The organism is Streptomyces sp. P5F9 (assembly GCF_057961495.1).
This window is the reverse complement of sequence record NZ_JBXVPZ010000169.1, coordinates 1-19,228: the sequence shown is the minus strand read 5'-3', so window position 1 is coordinate 19,228 and position 19,228 is coordinate 1. Positions and strand designations below refer to the sequence as shown.

Here is a 19,228-nt window from a genome sequence, read left to right as displayed (position 1 = left end):
GGGTTACTGCCGTGCGGGGGGAGTGACGGGCGCGTAGGCGACTGGCGGGCCGGGGTCGGCCGGGATCCTGTCGACGAGGAAGCCGTATGCAGTCCGCAGTTCGGGATCGCGGACTGTATGCAGCCAACGGTCGACGCCGTACCAGCCGGGCGCCGCCAGTGCGCCGCTGGGATGCTGGACGGACAGCCCGGCCGCGAGTACCGCGAACCGCAGCCGTTCCTCCAGTGGCCAGCCGCCGAGCGAGGCCGCGACGAAGCTCGCGCCGAACACGTCACCGGCGCCCGTCGCGTCCAGGACATCGACGGCCAGGGCCGGGACCTCCGCGTACTCGCCGGTCGTCTGGTCGACGGCGACCGCCCCGTCGCCGCCCCGCGTGATCACCGCGACCGGCACCAGTTCGGTGAGGGTGCCGAGCGCCGCTACCGCGCTGTCGGTGCGGGTGTACGCCATCGCCTCGGTCTCGTTGGGGAGGAAGGCGTGGCACAGGGCGAGCTGGTCGAGCAGGTCACGGGACCACTGCTCGGTGGGGTCCCAGCCGACGTCGGCGTAGATCTGCGTGCCGTTCGCGGAGGCCTTGCCGAGCCACGCGCGCGGCTCGGCCTCCAGATGCACCAGCGCCGTCCGTGCCTCGGGCGGGTCGCCCATCAGCACGTCCTGCGAGTACGGCGGTTCCTGGCCGTGGGTGACCAGGGCCCGGTCGGCGATGGGGGTCCCCCCGCCCGAGCGAAGCCGAGGGTGGGGGAGGGCGAGCGAGACGGTGACGGGGGTGTGCCAGCCGTTCGCGGTGCGGGACAGGGAGAGGTCGACGCCCTCCTGGCCGGCGAGGACCTCACGGCAGTACGCGCCGTAGAAGTCGTCGCCGAAGACCGTGGCCAGGGAGGTCCGCAGGCCGAAGCGGGACGCGGCGACCGCGAGGTTCGCGATGCCGCCGGGGCCGCAGCCCATGCCGGTCGTCCAGATCTCCTCGCCCGGCGTCGGCGGCTGCCCCAGACCCGTGAGGACGAGGTCGTAGAAGAGCAGCCCGGTCAGCAGCACATCGGGCCGGGGGTCGTCCACGCGCGCATCCTCTCGTCGGCACGTCGTCTGGAGAGTTCGTCAAAACTCTTCATTTCGGTGACCGGAATCGTGCGCTGCTCGACGAGATTGGTCAATACCCAAGCAGAACTGAGCATAGAAATGATTGAAGATGACGAGTAGTGTTCGCGGCGTGCTGGCAGAACGACGACATCAACTCATCCTGCGGGCCCTGCGCTCCGGTGGCCCCGCGGCCGTGACCGATCTCTCCGAGCAGCTGGGTGTGAGCCCCGCCACCATCAGGCGTGATCTGCTCAAACTGGAGGAGGACGGACTGCTCACGCGTGTCCACGGCGGTGCCGTGGCCGACGAGGGCGACCAGCCCTTCGCCGAGGTCGCCGAGGTACGGGTGGCCGAGAAGGACGCGATAGCCGCGCGCGCCGCCGCGATGGTCGCGGACGGCCAGTCGGTCCTCCTCGACATCGGCACCACCGCCTACCGGCTGGCCCGCCAGCTGCACGGCCGCCGGCTCACCGTGATCACCAGCAACCTCGTGGTCTACGAGGAGCTGGCCGACGACGAGGGCATCGAACTGGTGCTGCTCGGCGGCATGGTCCGGCGCGAGTACCGCTCCCTGGTGGGCTTCCTCACCGAGGACAACCTGCGCCAGCTGCACGCCGACTGGCTCTTCCTCGGCACCAGCGGAGTGCGGCCCGGCGGCCATGTGATGGACACGACGGTCGTCGAGGTGCCGGTGAAACGGGCCATGATCAAGGCCGCCGACAAGGTCGTGCTGCTCGCGGACGCGCAGAAGTTCCCGGGTACGGGAATGGCGAAGGTGTGCGGTCCCGAGGACCTGGACGCGGTGGTGACGAACGCCCCGGTCGACCCGGTGACCCGTTCCTCCCTGGAGGAAGCGGGCGTCGAGGTCGTCGTGGCAGGAAAGGTGAAAGCGTGAAGCTGACGATTCTGGGCGGCGGCGGGTTCCGGGTGCCGCTCGTGTACGGGGCACTCCTGACGGACCGTGGCGAGGGCCGGGTCACCGAGGTCGTGCTGCACGACCTCGACGACAGTCGACTGTATGCGGTCGCCCGTGTACTGGCCGAACAGGCCGCCACCGTGGCCGACGCCCCAGCCGTCACCGCCACCACGGACCTCGACGAGGCCCTGCGCGGCGCCGACTTCATCTTCTCCGCGATCCGCGTCGGCGGCCTCGAAGGGCGCGCGAACGACGAGCGTGTGGCACTGGCGGAAGGCGTCCTCGGCCAGGAGACGGTCGGCGCCGGCGGTATTGCCTATGGTCTACGAACCGTCCCGGTCGCCGTCGACATCGCCCGGCGCGTGGCCCGCCTCGCCCCCGACGCCTGGGTCATCAACTTCACCAACCCGGCGGGCCTGGTCACCGAGGCCATGTCCCGCCACCTCGGCGACCGCGTCATCGGCATCTGCGACTCACCGGTCGGCCTCGGCCGCCGTATCGCCACGGTCCTCGGCGCCAACCCGCGCGAGGCCTTCATCGACTACGTCGGCCTCAACCACCTCGGCTGGGTGCGCGGCCTGCGCGTCGCCGGCCGCGACGAACTCCCGCGCCTGCTCGCCGACCCGGACCTCCTCGGCTCCTTCGAGGAGGGCAAGCTCTTCGGCGCCGACTGGCTCCAGTCGCTCGGCGCGATCCCGAACGAGTACCTGCACTACTACTACTTCAACCGCGAGACCGTCCGCGCCTACACCGAGGTCGAGAAGACCCGCGGCGCCTTCCTCCGCGACCAGCAGGCGCAGTTCTACGACGAGATGAAGCGCCCCGACGCGTCCGCGCTGACCGCCTGGGACCGCACCCGCGCCGAGCGCGAGGCGACCTACATGGCGGAGAACCGGGAGACGGCCGGCGCCGGCGAACGCGACGCCGACGACCTCTCCGGCGGGTACGAGAAGGTCGCCCTCGCCCTGATGCGGGCCATCGCCCGCGACGAACGCACCACCCTGATCCTCAACGTGCGCAACCAGGGCGCGCTGTCGGTCCTCGACGCGGACGCCGTCATCGAGGTGCCGTGCCTGGTCGACGCCAACGGCGCCCACCCCGTCGCCGTCGACCCGCTGCCCGACCACGCCACCGGCCTGGTCTGCGCGGTCAAGGGTGTCGAGCGCGAGGTCCTGGCGGCGGCCGAGAACGGCTCCCGCACGACGGCGGTGAAGGCCTTCGCGCTGCACCCGCTGGTCGACTCGGTGAACGTCGCCCGTCGGCTTGTCGAGGGCTACACCGAGGTCCACCCGGGCCTGGCGTACCTTAAGTAGGCATCCGTTCAGTAAGCGCTTTCCCCAGTTCGGGACAGCGCCCCGAGTTCTCGGCAGCGAGTTCTCGACAGCTCCCCAAAGTTCTCAGCAGCTCCCTGGTTCCCTGGAGACTTCCCATGCACGACGAACGCCGCCGGATCGAGGAGCGCGTCGAGCGCGCCCACAACCAGCGCATCAAGCCCGCGATCTACGCGGCCACCGCGCCCTTCACGGTCGAGGCCTGGCAGGCCCCCGGTGAGCCGGTCCCCTTCGAGGAGGCCGCGGCGGCGCCGTACGCGCCGTTCGCGATGGACACCCCGTGGGGCCCGCCCTGGGGCACGACCTGGTTCCGGATGCACGGGCAGGTGCCCGCGGAGTGGGCGGGGAAGCGCGTCGAGGCCGTCATCGACCTCGGGTTCGTGGGGGACTGGCCGGGCAACCAGGCCGAGGCGCTGGTGCACCTCACGGACGGGACGCCGCTGAAGGCCGTCAACCCGCTCAACCAGTACGTGGCCATCGCCAACCCGGCGACGGGCGGCGAGGTGATCGACTACCTGGTCGAGGCGGCCTCCAACCCCGACATCCTCGCCAACAACTTCTCGGAGCCGACACCGCTCGGTGATGTACTGACCGCGGGCGACCGTCCACTGTATACATTCCGCCGCGCCGACCTCGCCGTCCTCGACGAGGAGGTCTTCCACCTCGACCTGGACGTCCAGGTACTGCGCGAGCTGATGCTGGAACTGGGCGAGCACGACCCCCGCCGCCACGAGATCATGCACGCCCTGGACCGGGCCCTGGACCTCCTCGACCTCGACGACGTCGCCGGTACGGCCGCCGACGTACGGGCCGCGCTCAAGCCCGTGCTGTCCAAGCCCGCCAACGCCAGCGCGCACATCGTCTCCGGTGTCGGGCACGCGCACATCGACTCGGCGTGGCTGTGGCCGATCCGCGAGACCAAGCGCAAGACGTCCCGCACCTTCTCGAACGTGACCTCGCTGGCCGACGAGTACGAGGACTTCATCTTCGCCTGCTCGCAGGCCCAGCAGTACGAGTGGGTGCGCGACAACTACCCGCAGGTGTGGGCGCGTATCCAGGAGTCCGTCAAGCGCGGCCAGTGGGCCCCGGTCGGCGGCATGTGGGTCGAGTCCGACGGCAACCTGCCCGGCGGCGAGGCCATCGCCCGCCAACTCGTCCACGGCAAGCGGTTCTTCATCGAGCACTTCGGCGTCGAGACCAAGGGCGTCTGGCTGCCCGACTCCTTCGGCTACAACGCGGCCTACCCACAGCTCGCCAAGCTCGCCGGCAACGAGTGGTTCCTCACCCAGAAGATCTCCTGGAACCAGACCAACAAGTTCCCCCACCACACCTTCTGGTGGGAGGGCATCGACGGCACCCGCATCTTCACCCACTTCCCGCCGGTCGACACCTACAACGCCCGCTTCAGCGGCGAGGAGATGTCCCGCGCGGTCCGCAACTACCAGGAGAAGGGCAACGCCACCCGCTCCCTGGCCCCCTTCGGCTGGGGCGACGGCGGCGGCGGCCCGACCCGCGAGATCATGGAACGGGCGCGCAGGCTCGCGGACTTGGAAGGTTCGCCGAAGGTCGTCGTCGAGCACCCCGACGAGTTCTTCGCCAAGGCCCGCGCCGAGTACCCCGACGCCCCGGTCTGGGTCGGCGAGCTCTACCTCGAACTCCACCGCGCCACCTACACCTCCCAGGCCCGCACCAAGCAGGGCAACCGGCGCAGTGAACACAAGCTCCGCGAGGCGGAGTTGTGGGCCACCACGGCCACCCTGCACGCGCCGGGCTACGCGTACCCGTACGAGAAGCTCGACAAGCTGTGGAAGACGGTGCTGCTGCACCAGTTCCACGACATCCTGCCGGGCTCCTCGATCGCCTGGGTGCACCGCGAGGCCGAGGCCGAATACGCCCGTGTGGCAACGGAGTTGGAGGAGCTGACGGCGACGGCCGTGGCCGCGCTGGGCGGCGGCGGGACCCGCGTCTTCAACACCAGCCCCTTCGACCGCGCCGAGGTCATCCGCACGGCGACCGGCGTCCCGATGTACGCGACGGTCCCCGCGAACGGCAGCGCCCCGCTGGCCGCCGAGTACGTCCCGCAGGCGGTGACCGTCACCGACCGCGTCCTCGACAACGGCATCGTCCGTGTCGAACTCGCCGACGACGGCACCCTCGCCTCCGTGCGCGACCTGCGCCACGGCGGCCGCGAAGTCCTCGCCGACCAGGGCAACTTGCTGCGCCTGCACACCGACCTGCCCAACTACTGGGACGCCTGGGACGTCGACAAGCACTACAAGAACCGCTTCACCGACCTCCTGGATGCCGACTCGATCACCGTCGTCGAGCAGGACCCGCTGCTCGGCTCGATCCGTGTGGAACGGTCCTTCGGCAAGGGCTCGAAGATCGTGCAGACGATCACCGTCCGCGCGGGCAGCCCCCGCATCGACTTCGAGACCGACATCGACTGGCACGAGGCCGAGAAGTTCCTCAAGGCCGGCTTCCCCGTGGACATCCGGGCCGCCCACTCCTCCGCCGAGATCCAGTTCGGCCACATCCAGCGGCCCACGCACACCAACACCAGCTGGGAGGCGGCCCGTTTCGAGGTCTCCGGCCACCGCTGGGTGCACCTCGCCGAGCCCGGCTACGGCGTCGCCGTCATCAACGACTCGACGTACGGCCACGACGTCTCCCGCACGGTCCGCGAGGACGGCGGCACGACGACCACGGTCCGCCTGAGCCTGGTGCGCGCCCCGCGCATCCCGGACCCGGGCGCCGACCAGGGCAGGCACCGCCTCACCTACTCGCTGCTGCCCGGCGCGAGCATCGAGGACGCGGTCGCCGAGGGCTACGCCCTCAACCTCCCGCTGCGGGTGGCCGATTCGGTCGGCGCCCCGGAGCCGGTCGTCTCCGTCGACGGCGACGGCATCACCGTCGAGGCGGTCAAGCTCGCCGACGACGAGTCCGGCGACGTCGTGGTCCGCCTCTACGAGTCGAACGGCGGCCGCGCCCAGGGCGCACTGCGCACGGGCTTCCCCCTCGCCGGCGCCCGGATCACCGACCTGCTGGAGCGCCCGCTGGCGGACGAGGTCTCCGTCGACGGCGACTCGGTGGCCGTGTCCCTGCGGCCCTTCCAGATCCTGACGCTCCGTCTGCAGCGGGCGGACGCGGGCCAGTAGAACCCGGGAGAGGGGCGGGCCCGGCATCGGTGCCGCCGGGCCCGCCCCTCTCTTTCCCTCAAACTCGCCCTGTACGTAAGGGAGTTCAGCCGTGCCCATGCAACCGTGGTTCACCGACGCCAAGTTGGGGATCTTCGTCCACTGGGGGATCTACGCCGTCGACGGCGTCCAGGAGTCCTGGTCGTTCTACGACGACATCGTGCCGCACGACCGGTACATCTCCCAGCTCGACCGCTTCACCGGCGCGAAGTACGACCCGCACGCCTGGGCCGACCTGTTCGCCCGGGCCGGCGCCAGGTACGCCGTCCTGACGAGCCGACATCACGACGGTGTCGCCCTGTGGGACACGGAGTTCGGCGAACTCAACCTCGGCAAGGACTACATCACCGGTTACGCCGACGCGCTCCGCGAGCAGGGCCTCAAGGTCGGCCTCTACTACTCGCACTCCGACTGGAACCACCCCGACTACGCCACCACCCGCAAGCCGGGCCGCCCGCCGGAGCAGGAGGACAACCGCTACTCCGAGGTCGCGGCCGAGGACGAGGACCTCGAAGCCTGGGAGCGGTTCATCGCCTACCGGGACGGCCAGATACGGGAGTTGGCCTCCCGCTACCGGCCCGACCTGATGTGGTTCGACGGCGAGTGGGACCGCAGCGAGGAGCAGTGGCGCATAAAGGAACTCGCCGCGCTCATCCGCTCGTACTCGCCGGACGTCGTCTTCAACGCCCGCATGCTCAGCGAGGGCGACTACGCGACACCGGAGCAGGGCGCACCCGTCGAACCCCCGGACGGGCCCTGGGAGTTGTGCCTCACCATCAACGACTCGTGGGGGTACCAGCACCACGACGACAACCACAAGTCGCTGAGCCAGCTGGTGCGTTACTTCACGGAGACCATCGGCGGGGGCGGCAACCTCCTCCTCGACGTGGGCCCGATGGAGGACGGCACCATCCCGCAGCCGCAGGTCGAACGCCTCGAAGGCCTGGGGGAGTGGATCCGCAAGCACGCCGACGCCGTGTACGGCACGGTCCGCGGGCTCCCGGCCGGGCACCACTACGGGCCGAGCACCCTCTCCGCCGACCGGCGCACCCTCTATCTCACCCTGTACGACATCCCGCGCGCCGAGATCGGAGTCCGGGGGCTGGTCACCCCGGTCCGCCGCGTCACCGTGCTCGGCACCGGCACCGAACTCGCCCACCGGGTCGTCGGCGGACTGCACGAGGCCGTAGGGCAGTTGTGGATCGACCCGCCACCCCTGGCCGACCTCGACCCGCTCGCCACGGTCCTCGCCGTGGAACTGGACGGGGAGTTGGAGCTGTACCGGGGCTCGGGCCGTTTCTGACCGACGGAGCCGACTTGCGGGGACACACCGAGGCGGCCGGCCCACACGGGGGACCGGCCGCCAGGGGTGGGGGTCGTCAGCCGGTGAAACCGGCCGTGATCGAGGTGAACTGCCAGGTGTTCTGGCTGATGCCGGAGCAGTTGCTCACCACTCCGCCACCGGCGCACCCGCGGTCACGGTTGACCGACCAGAAGGCGAGCCGGGCGATGTGGTGCGCGTTCGACCAGTCACGGATCTGCGTCCAGATGGCCGGAGTCGTGGTCTCCGACTGGTCCGACAGACCGTTCATGCCCGAGATGCCGATGTGCGAGTAGGCCGTCGCGTCGTCCCAGCCGAACGTGGACTTCAGCTTGGTCTTCAGGCCCTCGGCCGCGGCGACCGTGTTGCCGTACATGTCGGAGCCGCCGCCGAAGTCGAACGGCATGATGGTGAAGACGTCGATGCCGGCGTTGAGCGACTGCGCCTGCTCGATGAGCCGGTTGCCGTAGTACGTCGGGCCGGTCGTCGAGGTGCCGAAGGTGACGATCGTGCGCAGGCCCGGGTTGTTGGCCTTGACGGTCTTCAGCGCGGTCAGGATCTTCGCCTGGACGGCCTCGTTCTCGAACTCGTCCGTGTTCTCGATGTCCATGTCGATGGCCTTGAGGCCGTAGGCGCTGATCACCTTCTGCAGGGCCCCGGCGAGTGCGCTCGCGGAGGAGCAGTTGGCGCCGAGCTTGCTGCCCTGCCAGCCACCGAAGGACGGCACGATGTCACCGCCCGCCGCGCGGATCTGGTTGATGGCGGTCTGGTCGACGCCACCGGTCAGGGCCCGGCTGCCGTCCCAGGCGGGGTTGCAGCCACCGGAGTCCAGTACGAACGCCATCGTGAACCACTTGATGCCGGTCGCGCTCATCACCGTACTCGGGCTCGGCGGATCGCCCCAGCCCTCGTAGAGATACGGCGCGGCCTGGGTGAACCCGGTGCCGCCGCCGGTGCCGGCACTCGTCGTGACGCTCACCGCGCCCGAGGCCGCCGAGCTGTTGCCGGCCGCGTCGCGCGCCTTCACGGTGAACGTGTAGGCGGTGCTGGCCGAGAGCCCGGTGACCGTGCCGCTCGTACCGGAGACGCTGAGGACCTGGTTCGCACCGCTGTAGATGTCGTACGCCGTGACGCCCACGTTGTCCGTCGAGGCGCCCCACGACAGCGAGACGCTGGAGGAGGTCTTGCCCGTGGACGTCAGGCCGGTCGGCGCGGTCGGGGCCTGGGTGTCGCCACCGCCGCCACCGCCCGGACCGTCGAGGCTGATGTCGTCCGCGTAGTAGGTGCCCTGCGCGTACCAGCCGTGGACGTAGATGGTGGCGCTGGTCTGCGAGGCGCCGGTGGTGAAGGACGTCGTCAGCTGGCTGTACGCCGACGGGGACGAAGTCCAGGTGGACGAACCGCCGTTGACACCGAGGTAGACGTAACTGCCGCGCACCCAGCCGCTGAGCGAGTACACCGTGTTCGGCTGCACGGATACCGTCTGGGAGCACTGTGCGGTGTCGCTCGAACTCACCGCGCCCGCAAGGGCCTTGGAGCCGCCGTGCACGGGCGAGGAGACGACCGAGCCGAGGTTTCCGGTGCAGGACCAGGGGGAGAGACTGCCCGACTCGAAGCCGGGGTTGGTCAGGACGTTGGCAGCCTCCGCCGTACCGGGCAGCGCTATCGCCCCGGCCATGGCCAGGGCGGCGGTACCGAGCAGGGCGAGGAGCCGATGTCTGGAGCGTCTGAGTGTGTCGCGCACGCGATCTCCCTGGAGTAATGGGGGTGTTCGGGAGTGCAAGAGGGTGCGCAACCAAGTTGGTATGGACCAATCGCGGTGTCAAGATGCGACGCCATGATTGGTCCAGACCGGTATGAAGGTGTAGGGCAGGACGGGGAGTCAGGCGCGAGCAGCGGCCCGGCTGCTCGTCCCGGAGGTCTCCGTCGCCGTTTCCATCTCGTCCTGCGCCGGTGCGGGCGCTGCCGGGAGCAGGGGCTCCGACTCCTCAGCGCGCTGGTGCGGGAGCGACACCGGACGCAGCTGGCGCGGGCCGGACACCACCGCGTAGTCGGCGCCCAGGAACGGCGGCTCCATCGTGCCCGGGTCCTCGCCGAGCGCCAACTGCACTGCCGCCCAAGGGGCGTTGACCCCGCACAGCGACAGCTGGTGCAGTCCGCCCGCCGGGCGGGTGTTGACGTCCATCAGCACGGGCCGGTCGCCGAACATGCGGAACTGGATGTTGGACAGATAGTGCAGCCCGAAGCCCTCCGCGATCCGGCGGGCCGGCTCCAGCCACTGCTCCTGGAGGGTGAAACCGCGCCGGCGGCCGTTCTTCGTGCGGCCCACGGCGAGCCGGACCAGGTTGTCGGGACCGGTCAGGCAGTCCACCGACACCTCCGGCTCCTCCAGGCGCGGCATGACCAGCCAGTCGACCTGCTCGTCGGCCTGCTCCAGCGCCTCGACGACCATGTCGAGCGGGACGTAGGGGCTCGGGAAGCCGTTGAGGTGCATGAGTGAGAAGGGGGCGCGCGTGATCACACGGAAGCCCACCCCGCCCGCGCCGGACGCCGGCTTGAAGCACGCCTTGTGCCCGGCGGCCTCCAACTCCTCGACGGCGGCGACGAGTTCGGGCGCCGTGCGTACCCGCCACCACGGCGGTACGGGGACGCCGATCGCCTGGACGGCCTCGTACGCGATCACCTTGTCGTGGAAGACGGCGACGGCCTCGGGGGTCGGCGCCAGCAGCGCCGTGCCCACCGCCTCGAAGTCCGCGCGGTGCGCCACGATCTCCGACTGGTGCAGCCGGGGCACGAACACGTCGATGCCGCGACGGGCGCACTGGTCGAGCGCGAACTCGACGTACGCGGCCGGGGACAGGCCCTCGGGCTCCAGGTCGGCGGTGTCGGCGGCGGCCAGTACGGGGGAGTCCGCGTCGCCGTGCGTGGCATGGATCTCGACGGCCCGGTCGCTGGGATTTCTCCGCAGCTGATCCATGAAGAACACGTTCTCCGCGTACGTGCGGTTGAGCCAGACGCGTACGCGAGAGACCATGCAGGGCCGTCCTTTCGGTTTCGCGGGCACGGCGGAGCGAGGCCGTGCCCGGCCAAGGTGGTTGGAGGTACACCAAACCGCCCTCGGCGAAGGGGCGTTCGTAGCGGTGGTGTTGGGGCGATCATACGGCTTGCGAAGGGCGCCGCGTGCAACGCCCGTGTTACGGATTTCCCGATGGTGCCCACCCGGGACATGAACTCCTGTCGCGCCGCCGCCCGGGCCTCCGCGTTTCCCGCGGCCCGCTCCGCGGACATGCCCCGCGCGTTCGGCCGTCTTGTCGCGGAACGGCGGGATGTGATCTCGTGGGCCCATCGGGTGCGCGGAGGGGGCGAGGGTGGAGTCGACGGCCGGCGGTGCCGGACAGCTGCTGGCCATCAGCGACCTGCACATCGGGTACGCCGAGAACCGCGCCCTGGTCGAGAACATGCGGTCCGTCACGGACGACGACTGGCTGATCGTGGCCGGTGACATCGCCGAGACCGTGGCCGACATCCGCTGGGTCCTCGAACTCCTCGCCGGCCGCTTCCGCAAGGTCCTCTGGGCCCCCGGAAACCACGAACTGTGGACCCACCCCAAGGACCCCGTCACCCTGCGCGGCGTCGCCCGCTACGACCATCTCGTCGCCCTGTGCCGGGAGTTGGGCGTCGTCACGCCCGAGGACCCCTATCCCGTCTGGGAGGGCCCCGGCGGCCCGGTCGTCGTGGCACCCCTCTTCCTGCTCTACGACTACTCGTTCCTCCCGGCCGGCTGCGCGACCAAGGACGAGGGACTGACGTACGCGCACGGCACCGGCATCGTCTGCAACGACGAGTTCCTGCTGCACCCCGACCCCTACCCCAGCCGCGAGGCCTGGTGCCGGGCCCGGGTCGCCGGGACCGAACGCCGGCTCACCGAGATCCCCGACACCCTGCCCACGGTCCTGATCAACCACTACCCCCTGGACCGGCACCCCACCGACGTCCTCTGGTACCCCGAGTTCGCCATGTGGTGCGGCACCACCCTGACCGCCGACTGGCACCGCAGATTCCGCGTGGACACCATGATCTACGGCCATCTCCACATCCCGCGGACCACCCACCACGAGGGGGTCCGCTTCGAAGAGGTGTCCGTGGGATACCCCCGCGAGTGGCAGAAGCGCCCGGAACCCCCGGGCCGACTGCGCCGCATCCTGCCGATGGAGGTCGGAACCGGTGATCGAGGAACTGCTTCCGGACTCCGTGGTGACCGTGGAGACACACGGTGACGAGGGGCTCCAGGACGCCCCGCTGTACCCCGAGGAAGAGGCCCGCGTGGCCCGCGCGGTGCCCAAGAGGCGCCGCGAGTTCGCCGCCGTACGGGCCTGTGCGCGACGCGCCATGGAGAAGCTCGGCGTGCCCCCGCAGCCGATCCTGCCCGGCGCCCACGGCGCGCCGGGCTGGCCCGCCGGAGTCATCGGCAGCATGACCCACTGCGACGGCTACCGCGCCGCCGCGCTGGCCCGCGCCGGCGACCTCGCCTCGCTCGGCATCGACGCCGAACCCCACGCCCCGCTCCCGGACGGCATCCTCTCCTCCGTCGCCCTCCCCGCCGAACAGGAACGCCTCGCACGCCTGACGGCGGAGCGGCCCGGCGTCCACTGGGACCGGCTCCTGTTCAGCGCCAAGGAATCCGTCTACAAGGCGTGGTTCCCCCTCACCGGCAAGTGGCTGGACTTCTCCGAGGCCGACATCGAGGTCTTCACGGACCCCGGCGAGGACACCCGCGGCGGCCTCCGCGCCCGCCTCCTCGTGCCCGGCCCGGTGGTCGACGGTGAACGGCTCGATGTCTTCGAGGGCCGCTGGACCGTCGGCCGCGGACTGGTCGCCACGGCGGTCACGGTCCCGCATCCGGTCACAGTCCCCCATCCGTGAACCGCGCCTGATCTCCTGGCCGTTGGCACCCCGCTCACCCCTCCGGACCCCAGCTCTGCAACAGCCGGAAGAACGCCTCCTCGTTCCCGGCGAGCCCGGCGTCCGTCAACGCCTGGTCCGCCTCGGCCAGTACCGAGGGCGGGACCAGGACCGGCCGAGGGGCGCCCGGCGGGCCGTCGAAGGCTGCTCGGACCGTGTGCAGCAGCCGTAGGTAGGCCTGAACGGCGGCGCGCTCGCGGTCGGTCATCACTGCGGTCTGCATAGGACGGCTCTCCCCTGGTCGGCGTCATGCGCCCCCGCACGGCGGTGGCACGACCCCAGCTTGCCGGGTGCCACTGACAATGCCGTTGTGACGGGCGCCGGTTCGCCCGCTTAGCGGAGGCGAAACGTCACGGAAATCCCCCGTGGGACAGCGGCCCTACGCTGGAGGGAAGGGCTTTCGGCCGTCTGCGGGCGGCCAGGTGAACGGGAGGCGAGTGCGTGGAGGACGTCCCGGCACGGCGCCCGGCGCGCGCCGCACGACTGCGCTCGGTGGGTGCCGGAGAACTTGAGCTGCAGTACCGCGTCGTGCACGGATACCGCCGCGCCTTCCGCATGGCCGGTCAGGGCCCGGCGCTGGTCCTCATCCACGGCATCGGCGACTCCTCCGCCACCTGGACCGACCTGATCCCCGACCTCGCCCGCACCCACACCGTGATCGCGCCCGACCTCCTCGGCCACGGCGCCTCCGACAAACCCCGGGCCGACTACTCGGTCGCCGCCTACGCCAACGGCGTCCGCGATCTGCTCACCACGCTCGGCATCGAGTCCGCGACCCTGCTCGGACACTCGCTGGGCGGGGGAGTGGCGATGCAGTTCGCCTACCAGTTCCCCGAGCGCACCGAACGCCTCGTCCTCGTCAGCGCGGGCGGCGTGGGCCGCGAGGTCAATCCGGTGCTACGGCTCGTCTCGCTCCCGGGTTCCCATCTCGCCCTGTCCGCACTCAGGTTGCCCGGCATGCGCCTCCAAGTCGGCCTCACCGTCGGGCTGTTGCGGCTCCTCGACACCGACCTCGGCCGGGACGCCCCCGAACTCCTCACCCTCGTCGACGCGTTGCCCGACGAGACCGCCCGCAACGCCTTCATCCGCACCCTGCGCGCGGTCGTCGACTGGCGCGGCCAGGTGGTGACCATGCTCGACCGCTGCTATCTGACCGAGGGCATGCCGACCATGCTGCTGTGGGGCGACCGGGACAGCGTGGTGCCGGTCCGCCACGCGTACGGCGCCCACGAGGCCATGCCCGGCAGCCGGCTGGAGATCTTCGAGGGCGCGGGGCACTTCCCGTTCCACACCGACCCGGCACGGTTCCTCACCCTGGTCGAGGAGTTCACTGGCACCACCACCCCCGCCCACTGGAGCCGCGAGCACTGGCGCGACCTCCTGTGCGAGGGCCGCCCCGGCGTCACGGCCCAGAGTGGCGCGACGGAACGGGACCTTCGGGAGGCGAGCGAACGCAGCGCCACGTGAGACGCGCCCGCCTGGAGACAAACTTGTCTGACGGGCCGTCAATTACTAGCTCCGCGGCCCCGGATACCCCAGCGCCGCCTCGATCCGCCCCGCCAGATGGTCGTGCCGCGCGGGTCCCCTGTGGGACGAACCGGCCAGCCACGTACGGCACTTGCTGGCGAGCAGCAGACCGAAGCTCTCGGCCTCCCACTCGTCGGCGCGCTCGAACCGGCTACGGGCGGCCACCTTGAGGACGGTCGCACGCAGCGCGTCCTCGTCGACGGTGTCGCCGAGGAGCCGGGCGGCCACCGCGGTGCCCTCCAGATGCGGGCCGCAGTGCCCGGCCTTCATGTGCCACAGCTCGTGGCCCAGGATCACCAACTGGTGGTCGGGAGCGGTGCGTTCCTCGATCACGACGAGGTCCTGGTCGGCCATGTCGAGCCACAGCCCGCTCGCGGTGCAGGCCGGGAAGGCGGCCGTACGGAACTGGACCGGACGGCCGCGGCGGCGGCTCATCGCGTCGCACAGCGCGGCGTACAGGTCGTGGGGGCGTGCGGGTGCGCCGAGGCTCAGCTCCGCGACCAACTCACCGCACAGGCGGCGCATCTGCCGTCCGATGCCCACAGTTCTCCCCCGGATCACGACTTGGGCCGCTTCACGCTCTCCAGGAGCATGTCCAGCCACTCGGCGACCTTGTCGCGGTGCTGGTCGGTGGGCAACTGCGCGGCCCGCCAGGCGATTCCGCGCACTCCGTGGTCCTGGAGCAGCCGCTCCAGCGGGTCGTCCGCGGCCTCGGCGGCCGCCCGCTCGCGGTCCGCGAGCTTCTGCAACAGCTCCTGCTCGGTGCGCTGGAGGGCACCCGCGAGGGCTTCGGGGTCCTCGGCCGTGAGGAATCCGGCGTGCACGCGGAAGAAGCGCTGGAGGGCGTCGCAGTGCTCCATGGTGGGACGCCGGTCGCCGTTGATGAGCGCGCCCGCCTGCTGACGGGACATGCCCGCGCCGTCGGCGATCTCCTGCTGGGTGTACTTGCGCCCGTTGGGCTTGAGTCTGGTACGGCGCAGCAGGTCGAGGCGTTGCAGGAACCGGGCCTGCACATCGGGCTCGCCCGCGGGACGGCCGCTCAGCAGGGCTCTGACCACGGACTCCGGGACGCCGCAGGCGACGGACAGCCGGCCGATGTGGATGACCTCGGCCTGGGGCACACCGAGCCGTTCGGCGAGCGCGGTGACGCGGTCGACGGCGGCGGGCAGCAGAGCGGTCGGCGTCGTGCCCGGTACCTCGAAGCCATCCGACACCGACAGATCTCCTATACGTCTCTCACAGGCTTCTCACAAACGGCGGCTGTGAACATCCCGGAGAGTAGCGGTTGGTTCGAACTCGCATCCAGGTCTCGCCACAACTGTGGCCAATTTCAGCCGTCAACAAGCATGAAATGCCACGATAGTTGACACGGCTCGCGTCGGGGCACCAGGATCAAGGCGCCGCGAGAAGGCCGCATAGGCAAGAGGGGTGACCTCCCGATGGCATATCAGGCAGGTGGGCAGCGGTCCGCGCCGCGGCCCGTCCCCGAGAGTCCCGAGGCCCAGGCGTATCTGCTGGACTACGCCACGCTGTTGGAGGCCGTCACTTTCCCCTCCGTCGTCATGGACCACCGCTGGGACGTGGTGTTGACCAACGGCGCGTTCAAGTCACTTTTCCGCGCGGTCGGCCCGCATCCGACGGCGATGCCGGGCGACAACTTCCTCCGCTTCGTGCTCTTCCACCCCGACGCGAGCACCGTTCTCGGTGAGCACGAGTCGAGTTGGTGCCTGCCGATGCTGGCCCACTTCGCCGCGGCCGTGGAGAGCCACGGGCACGATCACGGGCTGCAGGCGATCCGCCGTGACATCGCCCAGGACCCGATCATGGAGGCCGCCTACCGGCAGGGCCTGCCGCACTGGATCCGCGCGGTCGGCGAGCAGGCGGCCGTCGAGCACGACGGCGCGGTCCGCCCGCTGCTGCACCCCGACCCGCGCTGGGGCGCCACCGACTGCCGTGTCGTCGGCGAGACCCCCAAGACATTGGCGAACATGGGCTATACGCGTCTGACGCTGGTCCTGCGCGAGGCCCGCCGCGTTCCACCGCCCAGGGTCCGCAGGGCGGGCCGCGGCGCCGGACACCTGAGGGTGGTCTCCGCGGCCGAGTGAGCGGGGGAGCCGTGCGGCTCGCCTCAACCCGGCAGCCGGGCGGGTGAGTTCGGCGCGGCCGACCCCGACTCGGCACCCGCGCGGAAGAGTTCGGTCACCGCTCCGCGACCACCAACACCAACGGCACCCCGTCGCACGGCACCAGCCGCGCCCCCTGCGCGAACCCGGCCCGCCCCGTCGCGAGGGCCTCCGCGAAGTCCGGTCCCTTGCTGAGCGAACCGACCAGGTGCCGGGGATCGGTCGAAGCCGCCACTCTGCCACGGGCGTTCACCAGCCGGGCCGGTCCAGGCAGCCGGTGCAGCATCGGCATCACGGCCGCCTCGAAGTGCCGTAGGTACACGTCCGCCGCCGCCACCCCGGCGAACCGTCCCTCCATCAGGACCGGCGCGGACAGGGTGAGGCTGTACTCGTCCGAGCAGAGGTAGTCGACGTAGGGCCCGGCGACCGCCCGCTCCCCGGTGTCGCGGGGCAGCGCGAACCAGTCCCAGTGCGTGTAGTCGGCGTACGCCGAGTGCTCGGGGTCGAGGTCGAGCAGCAGCGGCCGGATGCCACCGTCGGAGGTGGACTGCCACCACTCCAGCCATGCGGGTACGCCGCTCAGCAGGCCCGGCGCCGCGACGAAGCCGACCCCGGACACCAACTCGTGCCGGGCCAGCCGGAGATGGAGGCCCGGGCGCAGTGCGGCGAGGTCGACGGTCGCCGGGCGGCGGCCCTGTGCGGCCACCTTGGCCAGCAGCGCCGTCGTGTCGGCGCGGGTGGCGGCCACGGCGTCGAACACGGACTCCAGGGCCGAGCGGACCCCGGCCGCGACGGACTGCTCGGGTGCCGTGGCCGGTGTTGCCGTCGCGAGGCTCATGCGTGCCCTCCAGCAGACGGGGAGCGGACGCGGTGACGGCTACAGGGCCAGCCGCTCGGCGATGAGCCGCGCCGTGGATTCCTGCACGCACCGCTCGGCCAGCTCCCTGGCCGAATCGTGGGCCCCATCTTGCACGGCCGAGATTACGGAGCGGTGACGTGCTGCGGCTTCTTCACGATATTCGTCGTTCCCGAGCACGAGACACAGCAGTGCGCCCACCTCGGTCTGCAACGCGACCTGTTCGCGGGTGAGCCGGGCGGACTGCGCTGCGGCGGCCAGCTCGACGTGGAAGCGGCCGTACACCCGGCCGCGCGCCGCCGCGTCCTCGGCGTGCGTCAACTCCTCGGCCGTACGCCGGAGTTGGACCAGGTCCTCGGGTTCGGTGCGCTGTGCGGCGAGCCGGGCCGCGGTGCCGGACAGGGCAGCCCAGTGGTCACCGAGGTCGCGGAGCTCCTCGGTGCTCCAGCCGCGCAGCCGCACCTTCAGCCGCTCCTCGCCCGGGACTTCGGGCAGCGACACGAAGCTGCCGCCGCCGCGCCCCCGGCGGGTGGTGACCAGGCCCTGCTGGCGCAGTGCCATCAGCGCCTCCCTCAGGGTCACCGTGGACACGCCGAGCTGCCCGGCGAGCTCGCTCTCGCCCGGGAGCTGCTCGCCGTCGGAGAGCAGTCCGAGTTCGATGGCGTCCCCGAGCCGGCTGACGACGGCGTCGACCCGCGCCCGGTTGTCGACCGGGGCGAAGACGGCTTTCCGGGCGCCGCCGTTCATATGCTGCTGCTGGTTCACGGCCACCACCTTGCACGTTGACTCAAGCTTTACCCTAAGAGGGTCTTGAGATTTGAACTATGACTTCATATGTTTCCGTGCAACGTTACAGAGCACCAGAAAGGTTCCCGCCCATGGAGGGGATTGCGATCCGGCTGCGGGATCTGCGGAAAACGTTCGGGGAGACGACCGCGGTGGCCGGGGTCGACCTGGAGATCAGGGACGGTGAGTTCTTCTCGATGCTCGGCCCGTCCGGCTCGGGCAAGACGACCGTGCTCCGCATGATCGCCGGGTTCGAGAGCCCCACCGGGGGCACCGTCGAACTCGCCGGCCAGGACGTCACCGGCCTCGCCCCCTTCGAGCGGGACGTCCACACCGTCTTCCAGGACTACGCCCTCTTCCCGCACATGACGGTCGAGGAGAACGTCGCCTACGGCCTCAAGGTCCGCAAGGTCCCCAAGTCCGAACGCCTCGTCCGCGCCCGAAAGGCCTTGGCGGAAGTGCGACTTCAGGGCTACGGCAACCGCCGCCCCGCCCAGCTCTCCGGCGGCCAGCGGCAACGCGTCGCCCTCGCCCGCGCCCTCGTCGGCCGCCCCAGGGTGCTGCTCCTCGACGAACCGCTCGGCGCGCTCGACCTCAAACTGCGCGAGCAGATGCAGGTCGAACTCAAGGCGCTCCAGCGGGAGGTGGGCATCACCTTCGTCTTCGTCACCCACGACCAGGAGGAGGCGCTGACGATGAGCGACCGCATCGCCGTCTTCGACCAGGGCCGCATCCAGCAGGTCGGAACCCCCGCCGAGGTCTACGAACGCCCCGCGACCCCCTTCGTCGCGTCCTTCGTCGGCACCTCCAACCTGCTGGAGGGCGAGTCCGCCCAACGCGTCGTCGGCACCCCGGGCACCTACAGCATCCGGCCCGAGAAGATCCGCGTCCTCAAGGACTCCGCCGAGCCCGACGACCCGGACCACGAGAGCGCCGCCGGCACCGTCGCCGAGGTCGTCTACCTCGGGGACTCGACCCGCTTCCTCGTCGACCTCGACGCCGGCGGCCGGCTCACCGCACTCCAGCAGAACCTGGAGACCTCCGCCGCGGACGTCGCCGCCTACCGCGGCAGCCGGGTGCGACTGCAATGGCACCGGCGCCACACGGTGCACGTTCCGGACCCCCGCTGACC

General features: G+C 70.8%; 17 protein-coding genes. 9 read left to right on the top strand and 8 right to left on the bottom strand.

The features are described from left to right. Window positions 1-3 precede the first annotated feature (3 nt). Window positions 4-1,056: a carbohydrate kinase family protein gene (locus AC31A1_RS25455; protein WP_489655547.1), complete on the bottom strand. Its 1,053-nt coding sequence runs from the start codon at window positions 1,054-1,056 to the stop codon at window positions 4-6. A 151-nt stretch (window positions 1,057-1,207) separates the two neighbouring features. On the opposite strand from AC31A1_RS25455, the gene AC31A1_RS25450 reads away from it, so the two are divergent. The 4 genes from AC31A1_RS25450 to AC31A1_RS25435 all read left to right on the top strand — a co-directional run bounded on the left by AC31A1_RS25450 (window position 1,208) and on the right by AC31A1_RS25435 (window position 7,824). Then, window positions 1,208-1,972, top strand: a complete 765-nt coding sequence (locus AC31A1_RS25450) for a DeoR/GlpR family DNA-binding transcription regulator (protein ID WP_489655546.1) — start codon at window positions 1,208-1,210, stop codon at window positions 1,970-1,972. Beyond that, window positions 1,969-3,306 (top strand): 6-phospho-beta-glucosidase, encoded by a 1,338-nt coding sequence (locus AC31A1_RS25445; protein WP_489655545.1) that lies wholly within the window; start codon window positions 1,969-1,971, stop codon window positions 3,304-3,306. Before AC31A1_RS25450 ends, AC31A1_RS25445 begins: the two co-directional genes overlap by 4 nt. Before the next feature lie 116 nt (window positions 3,307-3,422). After that, complete coding sequence (locus AC31A1_RS25440; RefSeq protein ID WP_489655544.1) at window positions 3,423-6,482, top strand: alpha-mannosidase; 3,060 nt, start codon at window positions 3,423-3,425, stop codon at window positions 6,480-6,482. Window positions 6,483-6,573: 91 nt separating this feature from the next. Next, a complete protein-coding gene (locus AC31A1_RS25435; protein WP_489655543.1) occupies window positions 6,574-7,824 on the top strand; it encodes an alpha-L-fucosidase in 1,251 nt (416 codons plus the stop codon). A gap of 76 nt (window positions 7,825-7,900) precedes the next feature. On the opposite strand, the gene AC31A1_RS25430 is transcribed toward AC31A1_RS25435, so the two are convergent. Further along, window positions 7,901-9,586: a carbohydrate binding domain-containing protein gene (locus AC31A1_RS25430; protein WP_489655542.1), complete on the bottom strand. Its 1,686-nt coding sequence runs from the start codon at window positions 9,584-9,586 to the stop codon at window positions 7,901-7,903. 138 nt (window positions 9,587-9,724) lie between these two features. Beyond that, window positions 9,725-10,876, bottom strand: coding sequence for an ATP-grasp domain-containing protein (locus AC31A1_RS25425; protein WP_489655541.1), 1,152 nt, complete (start codon window positions 10,874-10,876; stop codon window positions 9,725-9,727). A 334-nt stretch (window positions 10,877-11,210) separates the two neighbouring features. On the opposite strand from AC31A1_RS25425, the gene AC31A1_RS25420 reads away from it, so the two are divergent. Together AC31A1_RS25420 and AC31A1_RS25415 are read left to right on the top strand one after the other, a co-directional pair. Further along, a complete protein-coding gene (locus AC31A1_RS25420) occupies window positions 11,211-12,119 on the top strand; it encodes a metallophosphoesterase family protein (RefSeq protein WP_489655540.1) in 909 nt (302 codons plus the stop codon). Next, window positions 12,067-12,765: a 4'-phosphopantetheinyl transferase family protein gene (locus AC31A1_RS25415; protein WP_489655539.1), complete on the top strand. Its 699-nt coding sequence runs from the start codon at window positions 12,067-12,069 to the stop codon at window positions 12,763-12,765. Before AC31A1_RS25420 ends, AC31A1_RS25415 begins: the two co-directional genes overlap by 53 nt. 34 nt (window positions 12,766-12,799) lie before the next feature. Here the strand turns inward: AC31A1_RS25415 and AC31A1_RS25410 are convergent, their stop codons facing one another. Continuing rightward, entirely contained in the window at window positions 12,800-13,027 is a 228-nt protein-coding gene (locus AC31A1_RS25410) for a hypothetical protein (protein WP_393757764.1), read from the bottom strand. A gap of 218 nt (window positions 13,028-13,245) precedes the next feature. Between AC31A1_RS25410 and AC31A1_RS25405 the strand changes: the two genes are divergently transcribed. Continuing rightward, window positions 13,246-14,271, top strand: coding sequence for an alpha/beta fold hydrolase (locus tag AC31A1_RS25405; RefSeq protein WP_328676365.1), 1,026 nt, complete (start codon window positions 13,246-13,248; stop codon window positions 14,269-14,271). Window positions 14,272-14,316: 45 nt separating this feature from the next. On the opposite strand, the gene AC31A1_RS25400 is transcribed toward AC31A1_RS25405, so the two are convergent. Together AC31A1_RS25400 and AC31A1_RS25395 are read right to left on the bottom strand one after the other, a co-directional pair. Beyond that, a complete protein-coding gene (locus tag AC31A1_RS25400; RefSeq protein WP_489655548.1) occupies window positions 14,317-14,856 on the bottom strand; it encodes a toxin-antitoxin system, toxin component in 540 nt (179 codons plus the stop codon). Between the two features lie 32 nt (window positions 14,857-14,888). Further along, the gene (locus AC31A1_RS25395; protein WP_489655538.1) at window positions 14,889-15,545 is read right to left on the bottom strand and encodes a helix-turn-helix domain-containing protein; all 657 of its coding nucleotides are present in this window, start codon (window positions 15,543-15,545) and stop codon (window positions 14,889-14,891) included. A 225-nt stretch (window positions 15,546-15,770) separates the two neighbouring features. On the opposite strand from AC31A1_RS25395, the gene AC31A1_RS25390 reads away from it, so the two are divergent. Continuing rightward, the gene (locus AC31A1_RS25390) at window positions 15,771-16,436 is read left to right on the top strand and encodes an MmyB family transcriptional regulator (RefSeq protein WP_489655537.1); all 666 of its coding nucleotides are present in this window, start codon (window positions 15,771-15,773) and stop codon (window positions 16,434-16,436) included. A gap of 94 nt (window positions 16,437-16,530) precedes the next feature. Here the strand turns inward: AC31A1_RS25390 and AC31A1_RS25385 are convergent, their stop codons facing one another. Beyond that, entirely contained in the window at window positions 16,531-17,292 is a 762-nt protein-coding gene (locus AC31A1_RS25385; RefSeq protein ID WP_489655536.1) for a cache domain-containing protein, read from the bottom strand. A gap of 39 nt (window positions 17,293-17,331) precedes the next feature. Next, window positions 17,332-18,075 (bottom strand): FadR/GntR family transcriptional regulator, encoded by a 744-nt coding sequence (locus AC31A1_RS25380; RefSeq protein WP_489655535.1) that lies wholly within the window; start codon window positions 18,073-18,075, stop codon window positions 17,332-17,334. A 113-nt stretch (window positions 18,076-18,188) separates the two neighbouring features. Between AC31A1_RS25380 and AC31A1_RS25375 the strand changes: the two genes are divergently transcribed. Then, window positions 18,189-19,226: an ABC transporter ATP-binding protein gene (locus tag AC31A1_RS25375; RefSeq protein WP_489655534.1), complete on the top strand. Its 1,038-nt coding sequence runs from the start codon at window positions 18,189-18,191 to the stop codon at window positions 19,224-19,226. The last annotated feature ends 2 nt before the right edge of the window (window positions 19,227-19,228 follow it).

What these genes read in the sequence shown, in the direction of transcription:
- AC31A1_RS25385 (WP_489655536.1), bottom strand. Translation starts at nt 17,292, where the DNA reads ATGAGCCTCGCGACGGCAACACCGGCCACGGCACCCGAGCAGTCCGTC.
- AC31A1_RS25410 (WP_393757764.1), bottom strand. Translation starts at nt 13,027, where the DNA reads ATGCAGACCGCAGTGATGACCGACCGCGAGCGCGCCGCCGTTCAGGCC.
- AC31A1_RS25375 (WP_489655534.1), top strand. Translation starts at nt 18,189, where the DNA reads ATGGAGGGGATTGCGATCCGGCTGCGGGATCTGCGGAAAACGTTCGGG.
- AC31A1_RS25440 (WP_489655544.1), top strand. Translation starts at nt 3,423, where the DNA reads ATGCACGACGAACGCCGCCGGATCGAGGAGCGCGTCGAGCGCGCCCAC.
- AC31A1_RS25400 (WP_489655548.1), bottom strand. Translation starts at nt 14,856, where the DNA reads ATGCGCCGCCTGTGCGGTGAGTTGGTCGCGGAGCTGAGCCTCGGCGCA.
- AC31A1_RS25425 (WP_489655541.1), bottom strand. Translation starts at nt 10,876, where the DNA reads ATGGTCTCTCGCGTACGCGTCTGGCTCAACCGCACGTACGCGGAGAAC.
- AC31A1_RS25390 (WP_489655537.1), top strand. Translation starts at nt 15,771, where the DNA reads ATGGCATATCAGGCAGGTGGGCAGCGGTCCGCGCCGCGGCCCGTCCCC.